21 protein-coding genes, 5 tRNA genes and 1 pseudogene are annotated in these 23,415 nt (G+C 69.6%); 11 read left to right on the top strand and 16 right to left on the bottom strand.

From position 1 onward, the window contains the following. The gene (locus HNR07_RS14810; RefSeq protein WP_184365500.1) at positions 1-765 is read left to right on the top strand and encodes an enoyl-CoA hydratase/isomerase family protein; all 765 of its coding nucleotides are present in this window, start codon (positions 1-3) and stop codon (positions 763-765) included. A gap of 68 nt (positions 766-833) precedes the next feature. On the opposite strand, the gene HNR07_RS14805 is transcribed toward HNR07_RS14810, so the two are convergent. Beyond that, positions 834-1,115, bottom strand: a complete 282-nt coding sequence (locus HNR07_RS14805; RefSeq protein WP_184372038.1) for a SelT/SelW/SelH family protein — start codon at positions 1,113-1,115, stop codon at positions 834-836. A 117-nt stretch (positions 1,116-1,232) separates the two neighbouring features. On the opposite strand from HNR07_RS14805, the gene HNR07_RS14800 reads away from it, so the two are divergent. Continuing rightward, positions 1,233-2,174, top strand: coding sequence for an aldo/keto reductase (locus HNR07_RS14800; RefSeq protein WP_184365499.1), 942 nt, complete (start codon positions 1,233-1,235; stop codon positions 2,172-2,174). Positions 2,175-2,189: 15 nt separating this feature from the next. Here the strand turns inward: HNR07_RS14800 and HNR07_RS14795 are convergent, their stop codons facing one another. Continuing rightward, on the bottom strand, positions 2,190-2,987 hold the full coding sequence (locus HNR07_RS14795) for an SAM-dependent methyltransferase (protein WP_184365498.1): 798 nt from the start codon (positions 2,985-2,987) through the stop codon (positions 2,190-2,192). A gap of 2 nt (positions 2,988-2,989) precedes the next feature. On the opposite strand from HNR07_RS14795, the pseudogene HNR07_RS34945 reads away from it, so the two are divergent. The 3 genes and pseudogenes from HNR07_RS34945 to HNR07_RS14785 all read left to right on the top strand — a co-directional run. Further along, positions 2,990-3,253: pseudogene (locus HNR07_RS34945) on the top strand (Scr1 family TA system antitoxin-like transcriptional regulator); the annotation flags it as partial. 214 nt (positions 3,254-3,467) lie between these two features. After that, the gene (locus tag HNR07_RS14790; protein ID WP_184365497.1) at positions 3,468-3,608 is read left to right on the top strand and encodes a hypothetical protein; all 141 of its coding nucleotides are present in this window, start codon (positions 3,468-3,470) and stop codon (positions 3,606-3,608) included. Further along, a complete protein-coding gene (locus HNR07_RS14785) occupies positions 3,608-4,747 on the top strand; it encodes a methyltransferase domain-containing protein (RefSeq protein ID WP_184365496.1) in 1,140 nt (379 codons plus the stop codon). The genes HNR07_RS14790 and HNR07_RS14785 overlap by 1 nt, the downstream gene beginning before the upstream one ends. 194 nt (positions 4,748-4,941) lie before the next feature. On the opposite strand, the gene HNR07_RS14780 is transcribed toward HNR07_RS14785, so the two are convergent. After that, complete coding sequence (locus tag HNR07_RS14780) at positions 4,942-5,280, bottom strand: hypothetical protein (protein WP_184365495.1); 339 nt, start codon at positions 5,278-5,280, stop codon at positions 4,942-4,944. Between the two features lie 125 nt (positions 5,281-5,405). After that, positions 5,406-5,972, bottom strand: coding sequence for an ATP-binding protein (locus HNR07_RS14775; protein WP_184365494.1), 567 nt, complete (start codon positions 5,970-5,972; stop codon positions 5,406-5,408). Between the two features lie 240 nt (positions 5,973-6,212). On the opposite strand from HNR07_RS14775, the gene HNR07_RS14770 reads away from it, so the two are divergent. After that, positions 6,213-7,073: a helix-turn-helix domain-containing protein gene (locus HNR07_RS14770; protein WP_184365493.1), complete on the top strand. Its 861-nt coding sequence runs from the start codon at positions 6,213-6,215 to the stop codon at positions 7,071-7,073. Next, complete coding sequence (locus HNR07_RS14765) at positions 7,073-7,315, top strand: DUF397 domain-containing protein (RefSeq protein WP_184365492.1); 243 nt, start codon at positions 7,073-7,075, stop codon at positions 7,313-7,315. The genes HNR07_RS14770 and HNR07_RS14765 overlap by 1 nt, the downstream gene beginning before the upstream one ends. 92 nt (positions 7,316-7,407) lie before the next feature. Here the strand turns inward: HNR07_RS14765 and HNR07_RS14760 are convergent, their stop codons facing one another. The 5 genes from HNR07_RS14760 to HNR07_RS14740 all read right to left on the bottom strand — a co-directional run bounded on the left by HNR07_RS14760 (position 7,408) and on the right by HNR07_RS14740 (position 15,086). Next, positions 7,408-9,384 (bottom strand): ABC transporter permease/substrate-binding protein, encoded by a 1,977-nt coding sequence (locus tag HNR07_RS14760; protein WP_184365491.1) that lies wholly within the window; start codon positions 9,382-9,384, stop codon positions 7,408-7,410. Continuing rightward, positions 9,374-10,912, bottom strand: coding sequence for a sugar ABC transporter ATP-binding protein (locus HNR07_RS14755; protein WP_184365490.1), 1,539 nt, complete (start codon positions 10,910-10,912; stop codon positions 9,374-9,376). Before HNR07_RS14755 ends, HNR07_RS14760 begins: the two co-directional genes overlap by 11 nt. Then, on the bottom strand, positions 10,905-11,948 hold the full coding sequence (locus HNR07_RS14750) for a LacI family DNA-binding transcriptional regulator (RefSeq protein WP_184365489.1): 1,044 nt from the start codon (positions 11,946-11,948) through the stop codon (positions 10,905-10,907). Before HNR07_RS14750 ends, HNR07_RS14755 begins: the two co-directional genes overlap by 8 nt. 148 nt (positions 11,949-12,096) lie before the next feature. Next, on the bottom strand, positions 12,097-13,224 hold the full coding sequence (locus tag HNR07_RS14745) for a winged helix DNA-binding domain-containing protein (protein ID WP_184365488.1): 1,128 nt from the start codon (positions 13,222-13,224) through the stop codon (positions 12,097-12,099). Between the two features lie 329 nt (positions 13,225-13,553). Next, complete coding sequence (locus HNR07_RS14740) at positions 13,554-15,086, bottom strand: BCCT family transporter (protein WP_184365487.1); 1,533 nt, start codon at positions 15,084-15,086, stop codon at positions 13,554-13,556. An 860-nt stretch (positions 15,087-15,946) separates the two neighbouring features. On the opposite strand from HNR07_RS14740, the gene HNR07_RS14735 reads away from it, so the two are divergent. After that, the gene (locus HNR07_RS14735; RefSeq protein WP_184365486.1) at positions 15,947-16,621 is read left to right on the top strand and encodes a GAP family protein; all 675 of its coding nucleotides are present in this window, start codon (positions 15,947-15,949) and stop codon (positions 16,619-16,621) included. Between the two features lie 230 nt (positions 16,622-16,851). On the opposite strand, the gene HNR07_RS14730 is transcribed toward HNR07_RS14735, so the two are convergent. The 5 genes from HNR07_RS14730 to HNR07_RS14710 all read right to left on the bottom strand — a co-directional run bounded on the left by HNR07_RS14730 (position 16,852) and on the right by HNR07_RS14710 (position 17,877). Further along, positions 16,852-16,925: transfer RNA gene (locus tag HNR07_RS14730), tRNA-Val, on the bottom strand. Between the two features lie 20 nt (positions 16,926-16,945). Continuing rightward, a tRNA-Cys gene (locus HNR07_RS14725) sits at positions 16,946-17,020 on the bottom strand. A gap of 49 nt (positions 17,021-17,069) precedes the next feature. Then, positions 17,070-17,142, bottom strand: a tRNA-Gly gene (locus HNR07_RS14720). A gap of 70 nt (positions 17,143-17,212) precedes the next feature. Next, a tRNA-Gly gene (locus tag HNR07_RS14715) sits at positions 17,213-17,285 on the bottom strand. A gap of 160 nt (positions 17,286-17,445) precedes the next feature. Continuing rightward, entirely contained in the window at positions 17,446-17,877 is a 432-nt protein-coding gene (locus HNR07_RS14710) for a roadblock/LC7 domain-containing protein (protein ID WP_184365485.1), read from the bottom strand. Between the two features lie 399 nt (positions 17,878-18,276). On the opposite strand from HNR07_RS14710, the gene HNR07_RS14705 reads away from it, so the two are divergent. After that, positions 18,277-19,119, top strand: a complete 843-nt coding sequence (locus tag HNR07_RS14705) for an aminotransferase class IV (protein ID WP_184365484.1) — start codon at positions 18,277-18,279, stop codon at positions 19,117-19,119. A gap of 188 nt (positions 19,120-19,307) precedes the next feature. Here HNR07_RS14705 and HNR07_RS14700 read toward each other — a convergent pair whose 3' ends face one another. Next, positions 19,308-19,730 carry an SsgA family sporulation/cell division regulator gene (locus HNR07_RS14700; protein ID WP_184365483.1) on the bottom strand — a complete coding sequence of 141 codons (423 nt, stop codon included), beginning with the start codon at positions 19,728-19,730 and terminating at the stop codon, positions 19,308-19,310. A 480-nt stretch (positions 19,731-20,210) separates the two neighbouring features. Here HNR07_RS14700 and HNR07_RS14695 point away from each other — a divergent pair. Further along, positions 20,211-20,284 (top strand) — tRNA-Val (locus HNR07_RS14695). Between the two features lie 199 nt (positions 20,285-20,483). Here the strand turns inward: HNR07_RS14695 and HNR07_RS14690 are convergent. After that, positions 20,484-20,816 carry a PGPGW domain-containing protein gene (locus HNR07_RS14690; protein ID WP_184365482.1) on the bottom strand — a complete coding sequence of 111 codons (333 nt, stop codon included), beginning with the start codon at positions 20,814-20,816 and terminating at the stop codon, positions 20,484-20,486. Between the two features lie 615 nt (positions 20,817-21,431). On the opposite strand from HNR07_RS14690, the gene thrS reads away from it, so the two are divergent. Continuing rightward, entirely contained in the window at positions 21,432-23,408 is a 1,977-nt protein-coding gene (gene thrS / locus HNR07_RS14685) for a threonine--tRNA ligase (RefSeq protein ID WP_184365481.1), read from the top strand. Positions 23,409-23,415 lie beyond the last annotated feature (7 nt).

Here is a 23,415-nt window from a genome sequence, read left to right as displayed (position 1 = left end):
ATGAGCGAGGAGCTGTCCGTCCGCGTCGACGGTCACGTCGGTGTGCTGGAGATCCACCGCCCGCCGAACAACCACTTCGACCTCGACGTCCTCACCGAGCTGGCGGACACCGCCGAGGAGCTCGCCGCCGGGGGGTGCCGTGTGCTCGTGCTCTGCTCGGAGGGCAAGAACTTCTGCGCCGGGGTGGACTTCGCCTCCGGCGGGGTGGGCGACACCCCGGTCCGTACCCTCAGCGCCATCTACGGCCAGGGGCTGCGGCTGTTCTCGCTGCCGATTCCGGTGATCGCCGCCGTCCAGGGCGCGGCCGTGGGCGGCGGGCTCGGCCTGGCCTGCGCGGCCGACTTCCGGGTGGCCGCCCCCTCGTCCCGCTTCCACGCCAACTTCGGGTTGCTGGGCCTGCACCAGGGCTTCGGCCTGAGCGCCTCGCTGCCCAGGATCGTGGGTCAGCAGAAGGCCGCCGACATGCTCTACACGGCCCGCCGCGTCACCGGTACCGAGGCGCACGCCATCGGCCTGGCCGATCTGCTGGTGGACGAGCCGAACCTGCGCGAGGAGGCCTTGCGCCAGGCGCACCGCATCGCCCTGTCCGCCCCGCTGGCGGTGCGCTCGATGAAGGCCACCATGCGCGCCGACCTGCTCGCCGAGCTGCCCGCGGCCCTGGACCGGGAGGTCGTCGAACAGACCAAGCTGCTCGGCACCAAGGACAACGAGGCCGGGGTCACCGCCTCCCTCAACCGCACCAGGCCCGCGTTCACGGGGGAGTGACCCAGCTTCGGACCCCCCTCTTCAGCGTGATCTTGCTCCTGGTAGCAAGATCACGGGGGATACGGGGGTCAGGGGCGGCGGTCGGAGTGGCCGAGCGGGCGGTCCGGGGCGATCCGGTCCCGGACCAGCTTCTTGATGTCGGCGGCGTCGGTGAAAGCCGCGTCGCTCTTGCGGGACCAGAGGGTCTCGCCGTCCACACGCACCTCGAACACCCCGCCGGTGCCGGGGACCAGCGCCACCTCACCGAGTTCGGCCTCGAAGGTGGTGAGCAGCTCCTGCGCCATCCAGGTCGCGCGCGGCAACCACTTGCAGCGCGTGCAGTACTCGATTTCCAGCCGTGGGGTCCTCACCTGTTCTGACACGGTCCCCAGTATGCCCGGCACGGGTACGGCACCGGTGCGCGCCCCGGTGGACTTCGCGCTCGAAGCGCCCTAACGTGAGCGCGACCTCGGAAAGGAACCCTCACTGTGCAGAAGTTCAACCTGCCCGGAACCGACATCGCGGCCCCGAACGTGGTGCTCGGCCTCATGCGCATCGCGGACAGCAGTGACGAGGAGATCCGTACTCTGGTGCGCACCGCCCGGGACGCCGGTGTGGACTTCTTCGACCACGCGGACATCTACGGCGGCAGCACGCACGAGTGCGAGCGGCGCTTCGCCGAGGCGATGCGGTTCACCCCCGCCGAGCGCGACGCCGTCACCCTCCAGACCAAGGCCGGTATCGTCACCGGCCCGGAGGGGCCCTACTTCGACCACTCCTACGAGCACATCGTCGCGTCGGTCGAGGGTTCGCTGCGGGCGCTGGACACCGACCGCGTCGACCTGCTCCTCCTGCACCGGCCGGACGCGCTGGTCGAACCCGAGGAGGTGGCGCGGGCCTTCGACGACCTGGAGTCGGCGGGCAAGGTGCGCGCGTTCGGGGTGTCCAACCACACGCCCCGCCAGATCGACCTGCTCCGCCGCCACGTGCGCCAGCCGATCGTGGTCAACCAGTTGCAGCTGTCGATCTCCCACGCGCCGATCATCGCCCAGGGGCTGGCGTCGAACATGGTCGACGAGCCGGGGGCGGTGACCCTCGACGGCGGCGGGGTCGTGGACTACTGCCGACTCCACGACATCACCGTCCAGGCGTGGTCGCCGTTGCAGGCCGGGTTCTTTGACGGGGTCTTCCTCGGCTCGGCCAAGTACCCGGAGCTCAACGCCGTCATCGACCGGATCGCCGACAAGTACGGTGTGCCGCCGATCGCCGTGGCCACCGCGTGGATCACCCGGCACCCGGCCCGCATGCAGGTCGTGCTCGGCACCACCACCCCCGAACGGGTGACCGGGGCGACCCAGGGCTCAGACCTGCCGCTGACCCGCCCCGAGTGGTACGAACTGTTCCGAGCGGCGGGCCACCGACTGCCCTGAGCCCGGCCTCCGGACTCATGGCTTGCGGGCGACCGCGCCGAACTCGTCCATGAACTGCGGCTCACCGACCTCCGCGGGGGCGGGGCGCCACATCGGGATCGACACCAGACCGGGCTCCACCAGCTCCAGGCCCTCGAAGAACCGCTCGATCTCCTCGGGGGAGCGCAGGACGATGGGCACGGGGGAGGCCTCGTTCCACTGGCGCACAGCCTTCTCCATGGCCTCACCGGTGGCGGCGTTGGTGGAGTGTGTGACCACCACGTGGCTGCCGGAGGGCAGGGCCGCCACCAGCTCCCTGACGATGTCGTAGACCGACTCGTCGGGGATGTGGAAGAGCAGGCCGAGGAGGACGAGGCCGACCGGCCGGGAGAGGTCCAGGTGCTCGGCGGCCGCGCGCAGGATGACGTCCGGGTCCCGCAGGTCCGCGTCCACGTAGGCGGTGTGCCCCTCGGTGGTGCTGGTCAGCAGGGCCCGGGCGTGCGCCAGGACCAGCGGGTCGTTGTCGACGTACACGATCCGGGCGTCCGGGGCCGCCCGCTGGGCCACCTCGTGGGTGTTGTCCGCGGTGGGCAGCCCGGTGCCGATGTCCAGGAATTGGCGGATTCCCTGCTCCTCGACCAGGTACCGCACCGCGCGCTGGAGGAAGGCCCGGTTCTGCACGGCCATCTCACCGATCATCGGCAGTACCGACAGGATCTGGTCACCCATGGCGCGGTCCGCCGGATAGTTGTCCTTGCCGCCCAACCAGTAGTTGTAGATGCGGGCCGAGTGCGGTTCGGCGGTGTTCGGGGCGTCGTGGGGGGTGCGCGACATGTGTGCCTCTCGTTGTGGTCCGCGCCCAGAATAGGGCGCGGGACCGCAGGGTCTACGAGCGCACCGTCATCCCGGGGACCCTGCGAACGGAGCCCTGCATCCGGGCGGTGCTCGACCGGTACGCGAGGTTTCGCGGGATGCCCGTCGGGGTGGAGGAGGCGGTCCGCAAACACCTCCAACGCCAGGAAGCCCTCTACAGCAGGCGCAAGAGATTCCGCTTCCTCATCACCGAAGGCGTGCTCCACACCCGCTACACCGACCGTGACGCCATGGCGGAACGGCTCGACCGGCTCACCGCCGTTTCCGCGCTCTCCAACGTCTCCCTGGACGGAGAACAGGCAGGCGTGTTCACATCTGTTCACCCGTGCCCGACCAACACCGGTTCCTCCCGTATAGTCGCGCATTCCGCTTCCGCCCGTTCTGGGTCATCCCTAGTCTGGCTCTGCAAACAGAAACGACGCCCCCACCTCTGGAGCGCCCGTGTTCATCACCGCCATCTCGTACGGCAAGCACGACGACAACTCCACCGCAGACGAATACAAACCCGACCGGCCGGTGCCTTCGCCCGCACCCGACGACGGCGGATCCGGCGGAGGCAAGTACGAGAGGGATGACGAGTAGTGATTCCTCCACACGAGAAGCTGGTCGCCCACCTTGTGCAGGCGGGCGACCTGCCCCGGCACTGGCGGACCGCGTTCGAACAGGTCGAGCGGCACCGCTTCCTCCCCGACCGGTTCACCGACCCGGACGGGGCCACCGTGGACCGGGCGAGGGACGAGGACCGCTGGTTCACGCTGGCCTACGACGACATCCCGGTCATCACCCAACTCGACGACGGCGCCGAGGACGGCCCGGGGTACCCGACCAGCTCCGCCTCACAGCCCTCGATCGTGGCCGACATGCTCCGCCGCCTGGACGTGTTCCCCGGGATGCGGGTCTTGGAGGTCGGGACCGGGACCGGGTACAACGCGGCCCTCCTGGCTCACCTGCTCGGCGACGAGGAGGTGACCAGCATCGAGGTCGACGCCGAGCTGGCCGAGCTGGCACGGGTCCGGTTGATGTCGGCCGGTTTCACACCCCTGGTCGTCACCGGGGACGGAACCCAGGGCTGGCCCGCCCGCGCTCCCTTCGACCGGGTGATCAGCACCGCCGCCGTGCAGCGGGTTCCCTACCACTGGGTGGCCCAGATTCGGCCGGGCGGGAAGATCCTCACCCCCTGGGGCAGCGCCTTCCACAACGGGGTGCTGGCCGACCTGCGGGTCGGCTCGGACGGCACGGCGTGCGGGCGCTTCGACGGTGACGTGGCCTTCATGTGGGTGCGTCACCAGCGTGTGCCGAGGCGGGTCGTCGAGACCTACGTCCACCCCGAGCGACAAGGGTTCGAGAGCACGCGCACGGAGCTGCATCCGTATGAGCCGATCGGCGACTTCGACGCGAGCTTCGCCATCGGGCTGCGCATGCCCGGCGTGCTGAACCGGCTGGAGTTCGCGGAGGGCGAGGAACAGCGGTTCACGGTGTACCTGGTCGATCCCGATACCGGTTCCTGGGCGTCCTGGCACATTGCCCCGGAGCGTCAGGGGTCCGGTTACGAGGTCCGCCAACACGGCCCACGACAGCTGTTCGTCGAGCTGGAGGCCGCCTACCGGTGGTGGCGACGGCAAGGCCGCCCCGAACACACCCGGTTCGGTCTGACCGTGTCGGCCGAGCACCAACTGATCTGGCTGGACAACGAAACCAGCCCCGTCGCCTCCACTCCCTGAACCGAGGCTCCGTCGCTGTGGTTGGGGCGCCGCGTCAACGAGGTCCACTTGGACGCCGTCCCCGCCGTCCCCGCCGAGCTTCCCGGGCCCCCACGGGACAAGCAGCAGTCCGGGGATGACTCCTGACGGCACCGGCCGTGCCGTGCCCGTCCGGTCTGACGGAGAAGGCAGCGGCACGGCGGTGGCCGACGGAATCACCAGAGTTCGAGCAGGGCCGGGAAGAGACGGTCCAGGGTTTGGGCGTCGGGGACCTCGGCCAGGCCGGTGGAGGAGGCCACCCAGTAGGAGCCGGTGTTTTCCCCGTACCAGATGATCAGGTGCGGGTTGCGGGCCTGCACGGCGGCGGCCAGGACGTGCTCGGAACGGTATTCGGCCAGGTGGCCGCCGAGCCGGGGCAGGTGTTGGGCGCGGCGTCGGCGGCAGGAGGGGTGCTCACAGGTGGTGCAGTAGGGGCCGGGCAGCGGGCCGCGCCGGGACGGGGTCCGGTGGAGAGGGTCGCTGGAGGGTCGGGGTGCGGGGATAGGATGCGTCATCGATCCTGCTTTCTGACTTGGCTAGGTCTGGAATTCGGGGTTGTTGGGGCCCGGGAAGCGTTGCAGCGCTTTCCTGGGCCCTTTTTCGTGCGTGGGTGTTGCTCGTGGTTGGTGCTGTGTGGTGGCTAGCGGTTCAGGTCGGGCCAGGCGCTGTCCTTGAGGTCGTGGGCGAGGAAGAACCAGACCTCGCGGTGTCCGGGGCGGCCGTTGTCGCCCCATGCGGTGGCCAGGGCGTCGACCATGGCCAGTCCGCGTCCGGAGTCGCTGCTGGGGTCCAGCCCGCCGGGGTCGGCGGTGAGGTAGTGGCGCTCCTTGGCGCTGATCATTCGGTCGGTGGCCACCCCGTCGTCGCGGCAGCGCAGACGGAGTCCGCCGCGCCGTCGCTCGCAGAGCAGCGTGTAGGAGCGCCCGGGTAGACCCGACCGCGAGTGCTTGAGCGCGTTGCTGGCGAGTTCGCTGCCGATCAGGGTGAACAGGTAGCGGTAGTCGGTGCTGTGCTCGGCCGCGCAGGTGTCCAGGAAGGCCCGCACGAGGGGGAGGAGGAGCGGGGAGGCCCCGAAGTCGTAGCGGCGGGTCTTGTAGTGGGGGCGGTCGGGTCGGCCGTTGAAGTAGTGCCGGTAGGCGTGCGGCACCAGTTCGTTGAGTGCGATGGTCACCTGAGCCATCGGGGGCACGGGGGCGAGTACGGGCATGACGAACAGACTCCTTACGCAGGCGGAAGCAGAGCGAGGTTCGGGGGAGTGCCCGCAAGGCCGAGGGGCCTTCGCGATTTCCCTACGGAGGGAAAGGGGCACGGCGTAGCCTGAGCAGCGGAGGCCTCGCTAGCTGTGAGTGAGATCCCAGTCACTGGCTACACACACATCATGCAACTCGACATTGTCGAGAGTCAAGCGATTCAGGAAAATATCGAGAGCATCGGCTAGGCTTGCCTCATGCGCATCCCTTACAGCCCCACCCTCAGGCTCCGTCTGCTCGTCTCTGAGCTCAAACAGGGCCGTGAACGCTCCAAGCTGACGGTCTCCCAGGCAGGCAAGGCGCTGGGATGGACCGCATCCAAAATCAGCAAGATCGAGACCACCGAGACTCGTCGCATCACCACCGGTGATCTGGACAAACTCATGGATCTCTACAAGATCGACGACCCGTCCAAACGCCTGGCCATGCACGCTTTGGCACGCGACGCCAAGGAGCGGGGCTGGTGGTCGAAGTACCGCGAGGTCTTCGGGGAACAGGCTCTGCCGGACTTCGAGGCAGAGGCCTCAGTCATCCGCAGTTTCGAGGGCCTGGTCATCCCCGGGCTACTCCAGACACCGGAGTACGCCGAAGCCCTGTTCCAGGGTGGGCGCTACACCGATGCCAAGGACATCGCCCACCGCGTGGACGCTCGGATGACACGGCGCGAGATTCTGTCCCGGATCAACCCCGTGCACTTCCGGGTCGTGATGGACGAGGCTGCCCTTCGGCGCATGGTAGGCAACGCCTCGATCATGGCGCAGCAGCTACGGCACCTTCTCGACATGGCGAAGATGCCCAACGTGGATGTTCAAGTAATCCCTTTCTCAGTAGGCTCTCACGCTGCTCTGGTCGCCCCGTTCAGCATCCTGGAGTTCCCCGAACACCTGGCCCCGCCTATCGTCCACGTAGACACCGTGACGGATTCAGTATTCTTCGAGCAGCCCAAGGATGTCGCGCGTTACGGCGCTACGTTCGGTGACATCCAGGGCACCGCACTGAGCACCACCCAGAGCGCCCGGTTCATCGCCGATGTGCTCACATCCCTAGAGAGCGACTGATGAGCAACGAGCTGGTTTTCCACAAGAGCAGCTATAGCGGGCAGGCGCCGAACTGCGTTGAGGTCGCCCACATCCCCACGGACTTCCGGAAGAGCAGCCACAGCGGTGCTGGTGAGAACTGCGTAGAGGTCGCCGACCTCCCCTGCGGTGCGGCCGTCCGGGACTCGAAGAACCCCGCCAAGGGGCACTTCCCCTTCCCCGCTACCGAGTGGTCCGCCTTCCTCCGCTCCGCCCGCCGCTAGGAACACGAACCCCACACGCGGCTTCGCCAGCAACGACAGGGGGTCCGGGGCACATGCCCCGGACCCCCTTGTTCGGTCGGTCAGTCACCCGGTCAGGAGAAGTCCTCGACGTTCTCCTCGGTGACGACCTCGACCGGGACCATCACGCTCTCCTCCAGGTCCTCCCCGTTCGCGGCGGCGATGGCGTTGCGCACCGCCACCCGGCCGATTTCGGCGGGCTGCTGGGCGACGGAGGCGTACAACGTGCCCCCGGTCACCGCTTCCAGTCCCTCCGGGGTGCCGTCGAAGCCGATCACCACGGCCTCCTCGCCCCGGGAGGACAGCGCGGCCGCCGCACCGAGCGCCATCTCGTCGTTCTCCGCGAACACCCCGTCGACGTCCCCGTTGCCCTGGAGCATGTTGGTCATCACGTCCAGGCCCTTGGAGCGGTCGAAGTCGGCGGGCTGCTGCGCGACCACCTCGATGCCGGGGTACTCGGCGATGCCCTCCGCGAAACCGGAGCCGCGCTCGCGGCTGGCGGAGGTACCCGGGGTGCCCTGCAGGACCACGATCCGGCCCTCTCCGCCGAGCTCCTCGGCCAGGGCCCGGGCCGCCAGCCGACCGCCCTCGACGTTGTCGGAGGCCACCAGGGTCTCGATGTCGGCTTCGGTGACCCCTCGGTCGGCCGCGATCACCGGGATGTCGGCGTTGTTGGCGCCGCGCACCGGAGGACCGGCGGCGTCGGAGTCCACCGGGTTGATCACCATCGCGTCCACCCCGGTGCTGATGAAGTTCTGGATCTGGTCGGCCTGCTGCGAGGCGTCGTCCTGGGCGTCGGTGACCACCAGGTCCACCCCGGCCTCGTCCGCCTCGGCCTGCGCGCCGTCGCGCATCTGCAGGAAGAACGGGTTGTTCAGGGTGGACAGCGACATCCCCACCCGGGGGCCGTCGGAGGAGGGGGTCGGCACCAGGAAGGACAGCACACCCACCACGGCCGCCGTGGCGGCCGCCGCGACCGCCAGCTGGATCCCGCGTCGGCGCCCGTTGCCACCGGAACCAGAACCGGTACCGGCACCGGCACCCGCGCCCGCTCCGCCGCCCGCACCGCCGGAGCGGCGGCGCAGGGTGTCGAACAGCACGGCCAGCGCGATGACCACACCGATCACGACCTGCTGCCAGAAGGCGGAGACCGAGAGCAGGTTCAGGCCGTTGCGCAGTACCGCCAGGATCAGCGCGCCGATCAGGGTGCCGAAGGCCGTGCCCACGCCGCCCGCGAGGCTGGCGCCGCCGATCACCACGGCGGCGATCGCGTCGAGCTCGTACCCCTGCGCGGCCTGCGGCTGCGCGGAGGCCAGACGGGAGGCGAGGATGACACCGGCCACCGCCGCGAACAGGCCGGACAGCGCGTAGATGCCCAGCTTCTGGCGCTTGACCCGGATACCGGACAGGCGCGCGGCCTCCTCGTTGCCGCCGATCGCGTACATCGCGCGCCCGGTGAGGGTGCGGCGCAGGATCACGGCGGTGATCAGGCCCATCACGACCATGATGACCACCGGAACCGGCAGCCAGCCACCCAGCGAGCCGCCCAGCTGGGCCACCGAGTCGGGCAGCGCGATGGGACTGCCCTCGGAGATCACCAGGGAGAGCCCGCGCCCCACCGACAGCATCGCCAGGGTGGCGATGAACGGCGGCAGTTTGCCGTAGGCGATCAGGGCGCCGTTGACCAGACCGCAGGCGGTGCCCGTGGCGGCGGCCAGCGGCAGCGCCAACCAGACCGGCACCCCCTCGACGGTGGCGAGGAAGGCCAGCACCGTCGCCGAGAGCGCGGCCACCGAACCCACGGACAGGTCGATCCCGCCCGCGATGATCACGAAGGTGACACCGAAGGCCAGGACCGCGATCACGGCGGCCTGCACGCCCACGTTGAGCAGGTTCTGCGCGGTGAGGAAGTCGCCGGAGAGCAGCGACATGACCACGACCAGCAGGGCCAGGGCGGTCAGGGCGCCGTTCTCCAGCAGGAAGCGGCGCAGGACGGGCCAGACGCCGCCGCTCCTCTGCGCGCCGCCGGTCTTCACTGTGTCAGTGGCCATCGTGGCCCTCCGCTCCGTTCGTGCCTGTGTTGCTTGCGGGGGTGGCGGCCAGCGCCAGGGACATCACGGCGTCCTGCGTGGCGTCCTCGGCGTCGAGCTCCCCGGTGATGCGGCCCTGGGCCATGACGAGGATCCGGTCACTCATCCCCAGCACCTCGGGCAGGTCGCTGGAGATCATCAGCACCGCGTGACCGGAGGCGGTGAGTTCGTTGACGAGCCGGTAGATCTCGACTTTCGCGCCCGCGTCGACACCCCGGGTGGGCTCGTCCAGGATCAGCACCCGTGAGTCGGCCAGCAGCCACTTGCCGATGACGACCTTCTGCTGGTTGCCGCCGGAGAGGGTGCGCACGTGCTGGTCGATACCGGACATGCGCACGCCCAGCTCAGCGGCGATCCGTCGGGCCGAGGCCCGCTGACCGGACCGGTCCACGAAGCCCGCGCGGCTGGTCGGGCCCAGGGTGACCAGGCCGAGGTTCTCCTCCACGGAGGCGTCCAGGACCAGGCCCTGGCCCTTGCGGTCCTCGGGCACCAGGCCCAGCCCGGCGTTCAACGCGGCCCTGACGTCGCCGCCGGGCAGCGGACGGCCCAGCACCTGGACCTCACCGGAGTCGTAGGGGTCGGCGCCGAAGACCGCACGCGCGACCTCGGTGCGGCCCGCGCCCACCAGCCCGGCCAGACCGACGACCTCGCCCGCGCGGACCTCAAGGTCGATGTCCTGGAACTGCCCGGAGCGGGTCAGGCCGCGCACCCTCAGCAGCGGCTCACCCGCTTCGGGGCGCTCACGCGGGTACTGCTCGTCGATGCTGCGGCCCACCATCAGCCGCACCAGCTCGTCCTGGGGGGTGTCGGCCCCCACGTGGGCGACCGAGCGGCCGTCGCGCAGAACGGTCACGCGGTCGGCGAGGGCGGCGATCTCCTCCAAGTGGTGGGTGATGAAGACGATGCCCACGCCCTCCTCGCGCAGCCGCCCGGCGATCGCGAAGAGCCGTTCGATCTCGCCGCTGGTGAGCACGGCCGTGGGCTCGTCCATGATCAGGACCCGGGCGTCCAGGCTGAGCGCCTTGGCGATCTCCACCATCTGGAGCTGGGCGATGCCCAGCCCGCGCACCTTGGCGCGCGGGGAGACGTTGACGCCCACCCGCTCCAGCAGCGCGGCCGCCTCGGCCTCCATACGCCGGTAGTCGACGAGGCCGAACCGGCGGGGCTGGCGGCCCAGGAAGATGTTCTCGGCCACCGTCACGTCGGGGACCAGGTTGAACTCCTGGTAGATGGTGGCGATACCCAGGCGCGCGGCGTCCTGGGCGTCCTTGATGACGACCTCGGCGCCGTCCACCAGGACGTGCCCGCGGTCGGGCCGGTGCGCGCCGGAGAGCACCTTGATCAGGGTGCTCTTACCGGCCCCGTTCTCGCCGAGCAGGGCGTGCACCTCGCCGCGGCGGAGGTCGAAGTCGACGTCGTCGAGCGCGACCACCCCCGGGAAGGCCTTGCGCAGGCCCTCGATGCGCAGCAGTTCGTCCGGACTACTCACGTGCGGCTCCTCCGGTCGCGGCTCGGTCGGTCTGGGGCGGTGTCGCGGGTTCGCCGCAGGAGCGGCGCACCACGAGGTGGGCGGGCAGGACGGTCGAGGCGGCCGGTTCCCCGGCGATGAGCGCGGCCAGCGCCCGCACCGCGACCCGGCCGAGCTCGGCGGTGGGCTGGGAGATCGTGGTGATCGGCGGGTCGGTGTGCGAGAACCACGGGATGTCGTCGAAGGCCGCCAGTCCGATGTCGTCCGGAACGCGCAGTCCGCGCGCGGCGATCGCGTCGAGGGCGCCCAGCGCCATGAGGTTGTCGGTGGCGAAGACGACGTCCGGGGGTTCGGGCAGCTCCAGGAACCGCTCGGTGGCCAGCCGTCCGCTCTCGGCCTGGAAGTCGCCCCGGCCCACGTACTCCTCCGGCAGCGGGATCCCGTGGGTGGTGAGCGCCTCGCGGAAGGAGTCGATGCGTTCGAGGCCGGTGGTGGTGGCCGTCGGCCCGGTGATGACCGCGATCCGGCGCCGGCCCAGGGCGTGCAGGTGGTCGACCAGGTCGCGGATGGCATCCCGGCCGTCGGCCCGCACCACGGGTGCGTCGGCGCCGGGGATCCAGCGGTCCACGAAGACCACCGGGGTCGGGCCCGCCGCGGCTTCGAGGGTCATGGGGGAGCGGCCGTCAGCGGGGGAGACGAGCAGCCCGTCGATGCGCCGCTCCAGCAGTCCGCGGACGTGGTGGTCCTCCAGGTCGGCCCGCTCGTCCGCGTTGCCGATGATCACGCTGTACCCCAGGGCCCGGGCTTCCTCCTCCACCGCTCTGGCGAGTTCGGTGAAGTACGGGTTGAGGACGTCGCTGATGACCAGGCCGATGGTGCCGGTCCGGTCGGTGCGCAGGGAGCGCGCGACGACGTTGGGCCGGTAACCGAGCGACTCGACCGCCGCGAGGACCCTTTCCCGAGCCCCGTCGCTGACCGACGGATGCCCGTTGAGCGCCCGGGACACCGTCGCCACGGACAGCCCCGACTCCGTGGCGACGTCCTTGATGCTCACCAAACCCGCTCACCCCCTCCTCGACCCGCGGCTACGGGCCGCTGCCGCGCCGCATGGAAACGTTTACATGGTTGAAAACGATTACATCATGCGTCATGACCACAGGAATTCACAAATCAGCTGCTCAGCGGGGTGGGGCCGTTCGGGCTGGTCAGCCTGTCGGCGCGTCGATCCGGGCGCGGTCGCTCCCGCCCTCGGACAGGAACAGGGCCAGCCGCTCCGCCTGCTCGACGACCTCGTCCTGTTCGCTGCTGTGCAGCGGCCGCAACGGGATGACGGCCACGGCGCCGTCCTTCCCGGTACGCCAGGTGGCGGCGACGCGGCCGTCCACCAGCACCACGCGTTCACCCGCGACCGACAGGCCCCGGTGCTCGTCGTCGATGATCCGGCTCCGGTAGTGGTAGCCCAGGACCGCGTTGTCGAAGGCGGGCAGGAAGCGCACCGGGGCCGGGGCGTCGGGGTCCGGGCGCGGGGCGTCGGGCAGGTCCAGTAGTTCGCGCCCGCGCTGGTCGCGGAAGGAGACGAGTCCGGGACGCAGCGCGGACACCGCCGCGGGCAGTCCGGCCAGCCCGCACCAGGAGCGCAGGTCGGTGGAGGTCGCGGGGCCGTACGCGGCGAGGTAGCGCCGGACCAGAGCCTGGCCGACCGGGTCCGCGCCCTCGGGCCCCTCCGGGGTGAGCGGGTCGATCTCCCGGCCCAGCCAGGACGAGAGCAGGACGTTGCGCACCCCGCCCCTGGCCCGCCAGAGGCCGCGTGGCGGGGCTTGGGCGACGGGAAGCAGCGCCGAGACCAGCATTTCGCCCAACGGCCGCCTGCCCACCGCGGGCCAGCGCTCGGCGAGCGCGGCGACCAGTTCGCTCATGCTGCGCGGCTCACCGTCGGACATCACCGCGCGGCCCGCCGCGGCCAGCTCGGCCAGGTCCACGTCCTTGAGGTCCTCGCGGTACACGCCCATGACCCTCTGGCGCAGCATGGCGTCGAACCGCGAGCGCCAGGCGAGGGCGTCCTCGGCGGTGACCAGGTGCACGGTGCGCCGCATGAGATGGACGCGTACCGCACGGCGTTCGGTCAGCAGGTCCGACAGCTCCACCGGGGCGAAGGAGCGCAGCCGCGCCCAGAGCCCGACGAACGGTTCCTGGGGTTCCTGGGCCTGGATGCCGCCGAGGTGGGCCACGGTGTCCAGGGGTGAGAGGTCGGTGGGGGCCAGCAGCGCCTGCCGGGCCAGGGTGGCGCGGTTGAGCGCCCGGTCGTCCAGCACGGTCGCGGTCTTGGCGGGCATCGTGTGTTCCTCTGTTCCGGTTGTTCCAGGAGCACCATGGCAGAAGTGGAGGTCAGGTTCTGTCCTCTTGACCCGTGTCCCGGCTCAGCGGGGGAGGGCAGGTGGAACGGCAGCGGCTTCGAGGCGGTCGCGGTGCCGCTCCTGGTCTGGGTCTTCTCCGGGTTGAGGGGACGGTGAGAAGGGGCTGAGCGTGTCCGATTCCGGGCAGCGGCCTATTCACCGGCTTCCAGCCAGGGCTGCGACCACAGGGCCGGGGAGCGGAGGAGCAGGGCAGCAGGGGAGACGACGCAGGCGGGCCCCGAAGGAGCCCGCCTGCGTTTCCTGCATCGTCAGTCCGATCTGGGTGGTTCCGTGACCGCCGGTTCCGCGGTGCGGGAGTGGTGCTGGCAGCTGGTGTCGTCGGGTTCGGTGCGCAGGTCGCGCAGGAAGCTGACGACCACGCCCACGATCACCACGAGGAAGGGTGCCGACGCCACGATGACGGTCTGCTGGAGGGCGCCGAGGCCTCCCGAGAGCAGCAGGATGATCGCCAGGGCTCCGGTCATCGCACCCCACAACAGCAGGATCGGGGTCCTGGGTCGGATGGAACCGTGGGTGGTGAGCATGCCCAGCACGTAGGTGTTGGCGTCCGCCCCGGAGACGAAGAAGAGCACCGCCAGGACCACCACCAGCGTCGCCGTCACCACGGGGAACGGGAACTCCGCCAGGGTCGCGAAGAAGGCGCTGTTCAGGTCTGCCGCCGTGGCGCCCGCGATGTCCGTGCCCTGGTCCATGTCCAGCTCGATGGCCGTACCGCCGAAGACCGAGAACCAGGCGAAGAAGGCCAGGCTCGGCATGCCGAGCACGACCAGGATGAACTGGCGGATGGTACGGCCGCGCGAGATACGCGCGAGGAACAGGCCGACGAAGGCGCCCCAGGACACCCACCATGCCATCATGAAGTAGGTCCACCCCTGGAGCCACTCGGTGTCACCGAAGGCCGGGCCGCGCAGGCTCATCAGCAGGAAGTCGCCGCCGTACTGGCCGAAGGACTCCAGGAAGAGCGAGAGCAGGAACGCCGTCGGGCCCAGGAACAGCACGAACAGGAAGAGCACCGCTGCGACGGAGAGGTTGACCTCGCTGATGTAGCGGATACCGCGCTTGATCCCGGAGGCCGCCGAGAGGCTGAACAGCACCGTGACCGCGACCACGATGACGACCTGGGTGGTGGTCCCGGTGGGCGTGCCCAGGATCCGGTTCAGTCCGTTGTCGATCTGCAGGGCCCCCAGACCGAGCGACGTGGTGGTGCCGAACAGGGTGGCGAAAACCGTGAAGACGTCGATGGCCTTGCCGACCGGCCCGTCGGCGTGCCGTCCCAGCAGCGGCCGGAACAGGGCGCTGACCAGGCCGGGCCGCTGCTTGCGGTGCATCGAGTAACCCAGGGCGAGACCGAAGACCGCGAAGATCGCCCAGGCGTGCAGGCCCCAGTCGAAGAAGGAGTACTGCAGCGCCAGGACCGCGGCCTGCGGGGTGCCCGGCTCGGCCAGGCCGTGCGGGGGAGTGGTGAAGTGCGAGATCGGCTCGGCGATGCCGTAGGAGACCAGGCCGATACCCATCACCGTGCACAGGATCATGGCGATCCAGGTGTGCGTGGCGAACTCGGGGCGGTCCTCGTCGGCGCCCAGCCGGATCCGCCCGAACCGGCTGAAGGCCAGTCCGACCAGCAGCGCCAGCAGGAGCAGCGGGAGCAGCAGGTACGCCCAGCCGAAGCCGGAGGTGACCCGGTTCAGGGCGGCGTTCATCGTGGCCGTCTGGTGCTCCGGGGCGAGGACGCCCCAGACCACGAACAGCGCCGAGAGCGCCAGGGAGGCCCAGAAGACCACCCCGACCCGTCCTCCTCCGGCCGTGACTTCCCGTCCGTCCGGTCCCTCCGGTTCAGCTCGCTCGTCTGTGCTCGGGCCATGGGTGGCTTGCAAGGAAGTGGACCGCCTGTGTGTCGGTGGATGCTGGAGAGCCTGCCTGTGGCGCGCACGACGGATGACGCGAAGCTACGCGGAGAACCTGTGTGCCGTGCGAAGAATCAGCCGGTCGGTTTCAAGGCGAACGTGACGGATCCCAAGGGGGAGCAAGCGCGGTGGCGAACGCAACGCCGCGGAACGGTCGGAAACCGCCTCCTGGCGTCGGCATCCGCACACCGAACCCGCGCGGGGCGAACGGTGGATGATCCAGCCGCCCGGGCCGCGGGGTCGGCAGAAGCCTCTGACGAGCGTACTCGCACGTGGGGGCAGGTGTACTACCAGGAGGTACGGGAGGCGGGTCACACTTTCCGGGACGGGTGACCGGGTGGCCCGCTCTGCTGGGAAGGGGATCGACACGATCACGCTCGTCGGCTCCATCAGGTCAAGGGGGCCAAGCGGGTGCCTCCCGGCCGCAGGTAACCGTGGGCCGAGCCCAGGAAGCCGCTGTTCCGCTGCCCTGCCTGTGCGGGGAGCAGCCTCCTCGGAACGGAGGTTGGCTCCTCCCGAGCGCCCGTTGGCACCCCGGACGGCTCGTGTGGCAGTGACCCTTATATACGGTGTGTTCTGGCGGGCTTCTTCGCCCGCACGCATCACGAGCACATCCCGGCTGACTGCCCGTCCCGCCGTGTGAATCTCTGGCGGGAACAGGCGACCGACCACCGGTCAACGCACCTTCCACTTGGTTCCCCACCCGGCTTCGCGGGCCCGGGGGAGAGGAAGCCGAGTTGAGCTGGGGGATCCTGGGGACTCTCGTCTGCCTGTCTTTTCTCGACATGGCCAGCCCGGCCATCATCGGGGTCACGCTCTACATCCTCCTGAGCCGGTCGAACTCCGCGGCCAGGCCGCTGGCCGTCTACCTGTCCACCATCACCGCGTTCTACTTCGCGTTCGGCTGCTCGCTCATACTCGGCCTGGGGAAACTGGTCGACCACCTGGTCGAGCTTTCCCACAGCCCCGTGCTGGCCTGGGGAGCCCTCGTGGTCGGTGTCGCCCTGTCGGCCCTGGGCCTCGTCGTCCGCTCCAAGCCGGGGCTCCGGCTCAGACCGCCCGCGCTGAAGGCCAGGTCGATGGTGGGACTGGGGCTGGCCACGGCAGTGGTGGGGGCGGGCACGGCGTTGCCCTATCTGGGAGCGATCGGTGTCATGACAGCGGCGGGGCTCCCAGCGGTGCAGTGGGTCCCCGCCCTCGCCGTCTACAACATCGTGATGGTGTCGCCGTCGATCCTGCTCTACCTGGGCCACCGCACCCTGGGAACGGGGTTCCGCGACCATCTGAGGCGCTGGCGGGAGCGTTTGGAGGCCGGTTCCCGGAAGGTGACCGGATGGATGCTGACCATCTCAGGCGCAGCACTTGCGGTCTCCGGCCTCGTGGGAACCGGTGTGTTCACGGGCGCCGGGTAGCGATCCGACGGGGGCGTGACAGAGTCAGGACGAAGCGCTGGCCCCGAGCCTGTGAAGAGCGTTGGGGCCGTGGGAGGGTCTGACAGCAGCTGGGCTCGGTGTGCCCTCTGGTGAAGTACTTGAACGGCCGGGTTCGCTCGGAGGCCCCCAAGCCCCCCGTGTGACGCGGACACGCCTAGGGGCGGGTGCCGGATGTCTTCCGGTACCCGGCCCTAGGCGATCAAACCATGTGGGCGATACAGGACTCGAACCTGTGACCCCTACCGTGTCGAGGTAGTGCTCTAGCCAACTGAGCTAATCGCCCTTATGGAAATGTGGTGCGCATGGAGCCGGAGACGGGAATCGAACCCGTGTGCAGGGATTTGCAGTCCCTTGCCTCAACCACTCGGCCACTCCGGCTTGCAGAAGCACGGGGGAACCGAGTGGCACCCATGCGTGCCTTTCTCCGAGCGGACGACGGGATTCGAACCCGCGACCCTCACCTTGGCAAGGTGATGCTCTACCAGCTGAGCCACGTCCGCGTGTGGTCCGGGGTCTCCCCCGGGCCCGATCCGATTGTGCCACCTGTGGCGGCCCAACGCGAATCGCTCGAGCGGACGACGGGATTCGAACCCGCGACCCTCACCTTGGCAAGGTGATGCTCTACCAGCTGAGCCACGTCCGCGCGGCGAGTTCCTGTGTGGCCCCGGTGTCCCCGGCGCCGCGTCCCTCGCTGCGTTAAGAACTCTAGCGGAAGGTTGGGGGAAGTGCGAAATCGGTTGTGTGCGGGGGCTCGTGCGCGCCCTGCCGGGGCAGGCCTGGCCGGCCCGCCGCGGCGACAGGAGCTACTTCTCCACGTGCGCGGGGGTGGACGGCATGTCCGGGCGCGGAGGAGCGGACAGGTACTGGCCGACCCGCTCGATCACCTTGTTCATCTCGTAGGCGATCAGGCCCACGTCGCTGTCGGCGTCCGACATCAGGGCCATGCACGCACCCTCGCCGGCGGCGGCGACGAAGAGGAACGCTCGGTCCATCTCGATGATGCTCTGTCGGATGTTCCCCGCGGCGAACTGCTTGCTCGCTCCTCCCGCGAGACTGTGCAGACCGGAGGCGATGGCCGACAGGTGCTCGGCGGCGGGGCGGTCGAGCCCGCTGGAGGTGGCCATGAGCAGGCCGTCGGTGGACAGGACGATGGCGTGTTGTGTGCCCGAGGCGCGGGTGAGGAGGTCGTCCAGCAGCCAGCTGAGTTCGCCGCGGGCGGTGCTCGGTGGGGTCATGTCTCTCTTTGCTGTGTCTGGTGTGGTCGTGCGTGGCGGGACACGCGCGCTGCGGGACGCTTCGCGTGCACCGGACTGCAGAGGCGGCTAGGGGAGGCTGCCACCGGTCCCGCATAAGCGTTGCCCAGATGATAGTCATTCGTAACTTATCTGTCCGGCTGCAGCCATCGGCCCCGGGTGGGCCACCCCGCGTGGCCAACGGTTCTGACCAGTGATGACGGGGGCCCGCGCAGAGTTGGAAAACCGGACCAGCGGCCGGTGCCGGACAGGGGACTTGTCAGGGTCTCGCCCCGGCGGTACGGCTGGCCTGTCGGATCTCCAGGCGAGGGGAGGGCCCGAGGTGGGAGGATTCGAGGTGTCACCGGCCCGAGCAGGGCCCTTGAGGACTTGGGGGTTGGAATGAGGGTGTGGATCGCTGGCGCCGGTTACGGTCGCGGCGCCGTTCTGGAGGAGAAGGAAGCGCGGATCCCGGTGCTCGACCACGGGATCACCGTGGGGGACGGCGTCTTCGAGACGGTACGCGCGCGCAACGGCAGGCCGTTCGCGCTCACCCGGCACCTGAAGCGGCTGGCCCGCTCCGCGCGGGGGCTGGGTATGGACGAGCCCGACCTGGAACTGATCGGGGACGGGGTGGCCCAGGCCATCGCGGCCAACCCGGAGCTGACCGACGCCCGCGTGCGCGTCACCGTCACGGACGGGGCCGGACCGCTCGGTTCGGACCGCGGCACGGGGGAGCAGACCGCGATCGTGGCGCTGGGCCCCTTCCCCGGTATCGCCCCGGTCACGGACGTGTCCCTGGCGCCCTGGCCGCGTAACGAGTTCGGGGCGCTGGCCGGGCTCAAGACCACCTCTTACGCGGACAACGTGCGGGCCCTGGCCTACGCGCGCGAGCGCGGGGGCAGCGAGGCGATCTTCCGCAACATCAGCGGGAACCTGTGCGAGGGAACCGGGAGCAACATCTTCGTGGTGCTCGACGGCAAGCTCGTCACCCCGCCGCTCTCGGCCGGTCCGCTGGCCGGCATCACCCGGGAGCTGGTCCTGGAGTGGTTCGGCGGAGAGGAGGAGGACGTTCCGATGGAGCGGCTTCCGGAGGTCTCCGAGGCCTTCCTGACCTCCACCGGCCGTGACGTGCAGCCGATCCTCAACATCGACGACCAGCGCGTGTCGGACGAGGCGGGGCCGGTCACGGCGAAGGCGATGGCGGTGTTCGCCGAGCGCTCGGCGGCCGACATCGACCCGTGAGGGGTTGACGGCGCACGGGAACCCGTGCGGAAGACGACAGGGGAGGGGGACGGCGCCCAGGCGCCGTCCCCCTCCCCGCCTCCTGCGGTCCCGCGACTTCTCGGGCGCGCCCGCTCCTGGGGGCGAGGGGCGGCGTGCGCTCCCGCGGGCGTGTGCTCCTGGGAGCGGCTCGGGAACGCGCGTGACCCTCAGGAGTGGAGGTGCTGCTCGATCTCGTCGTCGAGGTCCACGAACTGGGCCTCCTGGCCGGCCGGGACGATCTCGTAGGTGCGGTGGAGGAACTCCGCCAGCGGGGAGACCTGGGTGTCGAACTCGGCCTGGCCGAAGGGCGAGGAGAGCGCGATGCTGACCGAACGGTCGCCGCTCTCGTCCTTGGAGGGCCACACGCGGACGTCGCCCTCGCCGACGGGGCGCACGATGCCCACGGTGAGGAGTTCGCGCGCGAAGATCCACTCGACGGGGTTGTCCTCGCCGGTGTGGAACGCCACGCGGATCGCGTACGGGTCGTCAGCGCTGTAGTCGAGTCGTGCGATCAGGGGAACCGCGGTGCGCTCCGGGACCACGAGTCGCAGGCCCAGCTCGGCGGTGGCAGTCGTGTCGCTACTGTTCATGTTCGCCAAACCTTTTCTCGTCCGGCCCAGAGTCCTGGGTCGCGGGCCGGGTTGCCGTCTCACTCGCTCCAACGCGGCTGGCCGCGGACTATGACGTGAGTACGGAGAATTTCTTGGTCGGTGGGACCGGAGGTCTCGCTGCCCGCCCAGCGGGGCCAGCGCGCCGCGTCGCGGCACCACGATCCTTCGTCACTGTAATGACCAGGGGAAACCAAAGATTTCCCCATGATGAGTGGCCCGTGTCACGCGGAGGTCAATCCGCGGTCGCTTCGGGAGGGTCCACGGGTGCGGGAACTCCTACTCATTGCGGGGATCGCGGTCGGCAAAGGAAACCTGTGGGATCCCGCCGACCATTAAATGTGACCTCGGTCACATGCCTCTGGGGTCGCTGGGCGAAGCCGGGTGCGTCGACCACTCCCGAACATGCGCTAGAGTTTTTCTTGTCAGGCCGACGAGGCCGGACGGGGCGGCAGCCCAGAGGGGCGATTAGCTCAGTTGGCTAGAGCGCATCGTTCACACCGATGAGGTCACTGGTTCGAGTCCAGTATCGCCCACATGGCAGAGGGACCCACTCCGTATCACGCGGACTGGGTCCCTCTTTTTTGTTTTTGGTCCGGGCAACCCCGGGCAACGTGCGGGTATGCGGCCGGGGCCGGGTTTCGGTATCGGGTCGGAACGGGAAAAGTTCCCGCCCGTAAGTCCCGCCCAGGATCAGGTCCCCGCGGGCGGGCTCCGCTCACCCCGTCGAGGTGCTCACTCGCTCGGACTGCCCGCAGGAGGGGAGTCCGGCCCGGAGGCGTTTCCACGGCGCGCGGCCTTGACGTCCCTGCGCTCGCGTCGGCGCTCCAGGTACTGGTTCTTGGTCCTGACCGCCCACTTCTCGCCCCTGCGGGCCCATACGCGCGCGGGGCGCAGCAGACGGTGGGCCCAGCGGAACTCGGTGCTGAGGATGAGCAGTCCGAGGAGGACCGAGGCGATCCCGGGGCCGGGCAGGACCATCATGACGATCCCGGCCAGGACGACGACGGTGCCCACCGTGCCGACCAGGACACGCCAGGGGATGTGCAGGACGGGGTGGGTGTGCATCCGCTTCCGGAACAGGCGAAGCCGTGCGCGCAGGCGCCTCCACCGTCGTACGCGGGCATGGTGAGTGGGGGATGTCTCCGGGGCCGGGGGCCCGTTGGGTGGGCTCGGTGACATGCGCTCACAGTATTCGGTCGGTGCGACGGATGCATTCAGGTCGAGCTTGATGGGCGTGATCGGATGTCTGCTGATTCTCACCGATCCCGCTGGTCTGATCAATGGTTCCCGCGGGGGCTGCGGAGAATCCCCGGAAAACGTGATGATCTATGACAGAACCTTCCGGTGCCGGCCGCTCCAAACTCTCCAGTGAGCTTCGCGGGTACGGCGGAGAACCGGGCGAGGGTGCTCCCTCGCGGCCGAATCCCCCGGCCGAATCAGGACGGTTCGCCCTTGGTCCCCCCGTGCCCCCCTCCGAGACCCCGGGCCGCTGTCGCCGCCTCAGGGCCTCTCGCCCGCCGCTCGGGCGCACCCGCCGCTCCCCTGTGGACAACCAGAAGCACCTCCACCCCGGAGCCGATAGCATCGGGGGAGCGAAACGCCTGGCCTCGAAGTGTCGGCCACTGGCCCGGCCGTCGGCCGGTTCGCTCCACGACATCGACGTAATCCCTAGGAGTCACCGTGTCCGCCGCGTCTGAGCTGCACATCACCCTCGCCGGAACCCAGCGTGCGGTGGCGGCCACGACTACCGCGGGGCAGGCGCTGGAGGCGGACGGCAGGACCGTGATCGCCGCCCTGGTCAACGGTGAGCCCCGCGACCTCGCCTGGGAGCTCTCCGACGGCGACGCCGTCGAGCCCGTCGCGATCGACTCCGAGGAGGGGCGGGCGATCCTGCGCCACTCCACCGCGCACGTGCTCGCCCAGGCCGTCCAGGAGCTCTTCCCCGAGGCCAAGCTGGGCATCGGCCCGCCCGTCGACAACGGTTTCTACTACGACTTCGACGTCGCCGAGCCCTTCACCCCCGCCGATCTCAAGAGCATCGAGAAGAAGATGCAGCAGATCATCAAGCAGGGGCAGCGCTTCGACCGCCGCGCCGTCTCCGACGACGACGCCCGCGCCGAACTGGCCACCGAGCCCTACAAGCTGGAGCTGATCGGCCTCAAGGGCGGCGCCGCGGAGGCCGCCGAGGGCGCCTCCGCCGAGGTCGGCGCCGGTGAGCTCACCATCTACGACAACATCCACTCCCGCACCGGCGAGCTGTGCTGGAAGGACCTGTGCCGCGGTCCGCACGTCCCCACCACCAAGGCCATCCCGGCCTTCAAGCTGATGCGCACCGCCGCCGCCTACTGGCGCGGCAAGGAGACCAACCCGCAGCTCCAGCGCGTCTACGGCACCGCCTGGGAGTCCAAGGACAAGCTCAAGGAGTACCTGGCCTTCCTGGAGGAGGCCGAGAAGCGCGACCACCGCAAGCTCGGCTCCGAACTTGACCTGTTCTCCATCCCGGACGAGATCGGCTCCGGCCTGGCCGTCTTCCACCCCAGGGGCGGCATCATCCGCCGGGTGATGGAGGACTACTCCCGCAAGCGCCACGAGGAGGGCGGCTACGAGTTCGTCTACTCGCCGCACGCCACCAAGAGCGCCCTGTTCGAGAAGTCGGGGCACCTGGACTGGTACGCGGACGGCATGTACCCCCCCATGCAGCTCGACGGCGGTCAGGACTACTACCTGAAGCCGATGAACTGCCCGATGCACAACCTGATCTTCGACGCGCGCGGGCGCTCCTACCGTGAGCTGCCGCTGCGCATGTTCGAGTTCGGCACCGTGTACCGGTACGAGAAGTCCGGTGTGGTGCACGGCCTGACCCGCGCCCGCGGCTTCACCCAGGACGACGCGCACATCTACTGCACCAAGGAGCAGATGGCGGACGAGCTCGACTCGCTGCTCACCTTCGTGCTGGACCTGCTGCGCGACTACGGCCTGGAGGACTTCTACCTGGAGCTGTCCACCAAGGACCCGGAGAAGTACATCGGCGACGACGCCAACTGGCAGGAGGCCACCGACACCCTGCGTCGGGCGGCCGAGAAGCAGGGCCTGGAACTGGTCCTGGACCCGGGCGGCGCCGCCTTCTACGGCCCGAAGATCTCCGTACAGGCCAAGGACGCCATCGGCCGCACCTGGCAGATGTCCACCATCCAGGTGGACTTCAACCTGCCCGAGCGCTTCGACCTGGAGTACACCGCGGCCGACGGCACCCGCCAGCGCCCGGTGATGATCCACCGCGCGCTGTTCGGTTCGATCGAGCGGTTCTTCGCCGTGCTGCTGGAGCACTACGCGGGCGCGTTCCCGGCCTGGTTGGCCCCGGTCCAGGCGGTGGGCATCCCGATCGCCGACGAGCACGTCCCCTACCTCCAGGAGGTCGCCGCCAAGCTGCGCGCGGAGGGGATCCGGGTCGAGGTCGACGCCAGCGACGACCGCATGCAGAAGAAGATCCGCAACGCCCAGAAGCAGAAGGTCCCCTTCATGCTGCTGGCCGGTGACGAGGACATCAGCAAGAACGCGGTGTCCTTCCGCTACCGCGACGGTTCGCAGAACAACGGTGTGCCGGTGGAGGAGGCGGTGGCCGAGATCGTCGCCGCCGTCCGCGAGCGCCGCCCGTAGGGGCAGC

The organism is Nocardiopsis metallicus, from assembly GCF_014201115.1.
Lineage (GTDB): Bacteria > Actinomycetota > Actinomycetes > Streptosporangiales > Streptosporangiaceae > Nocardiopsis > Nocardiopsis metallicus.
Note: the sequence above shows the minus strand (reverse complement) of the source record. Positions and strands in the feature narration are given on the sequence as shown.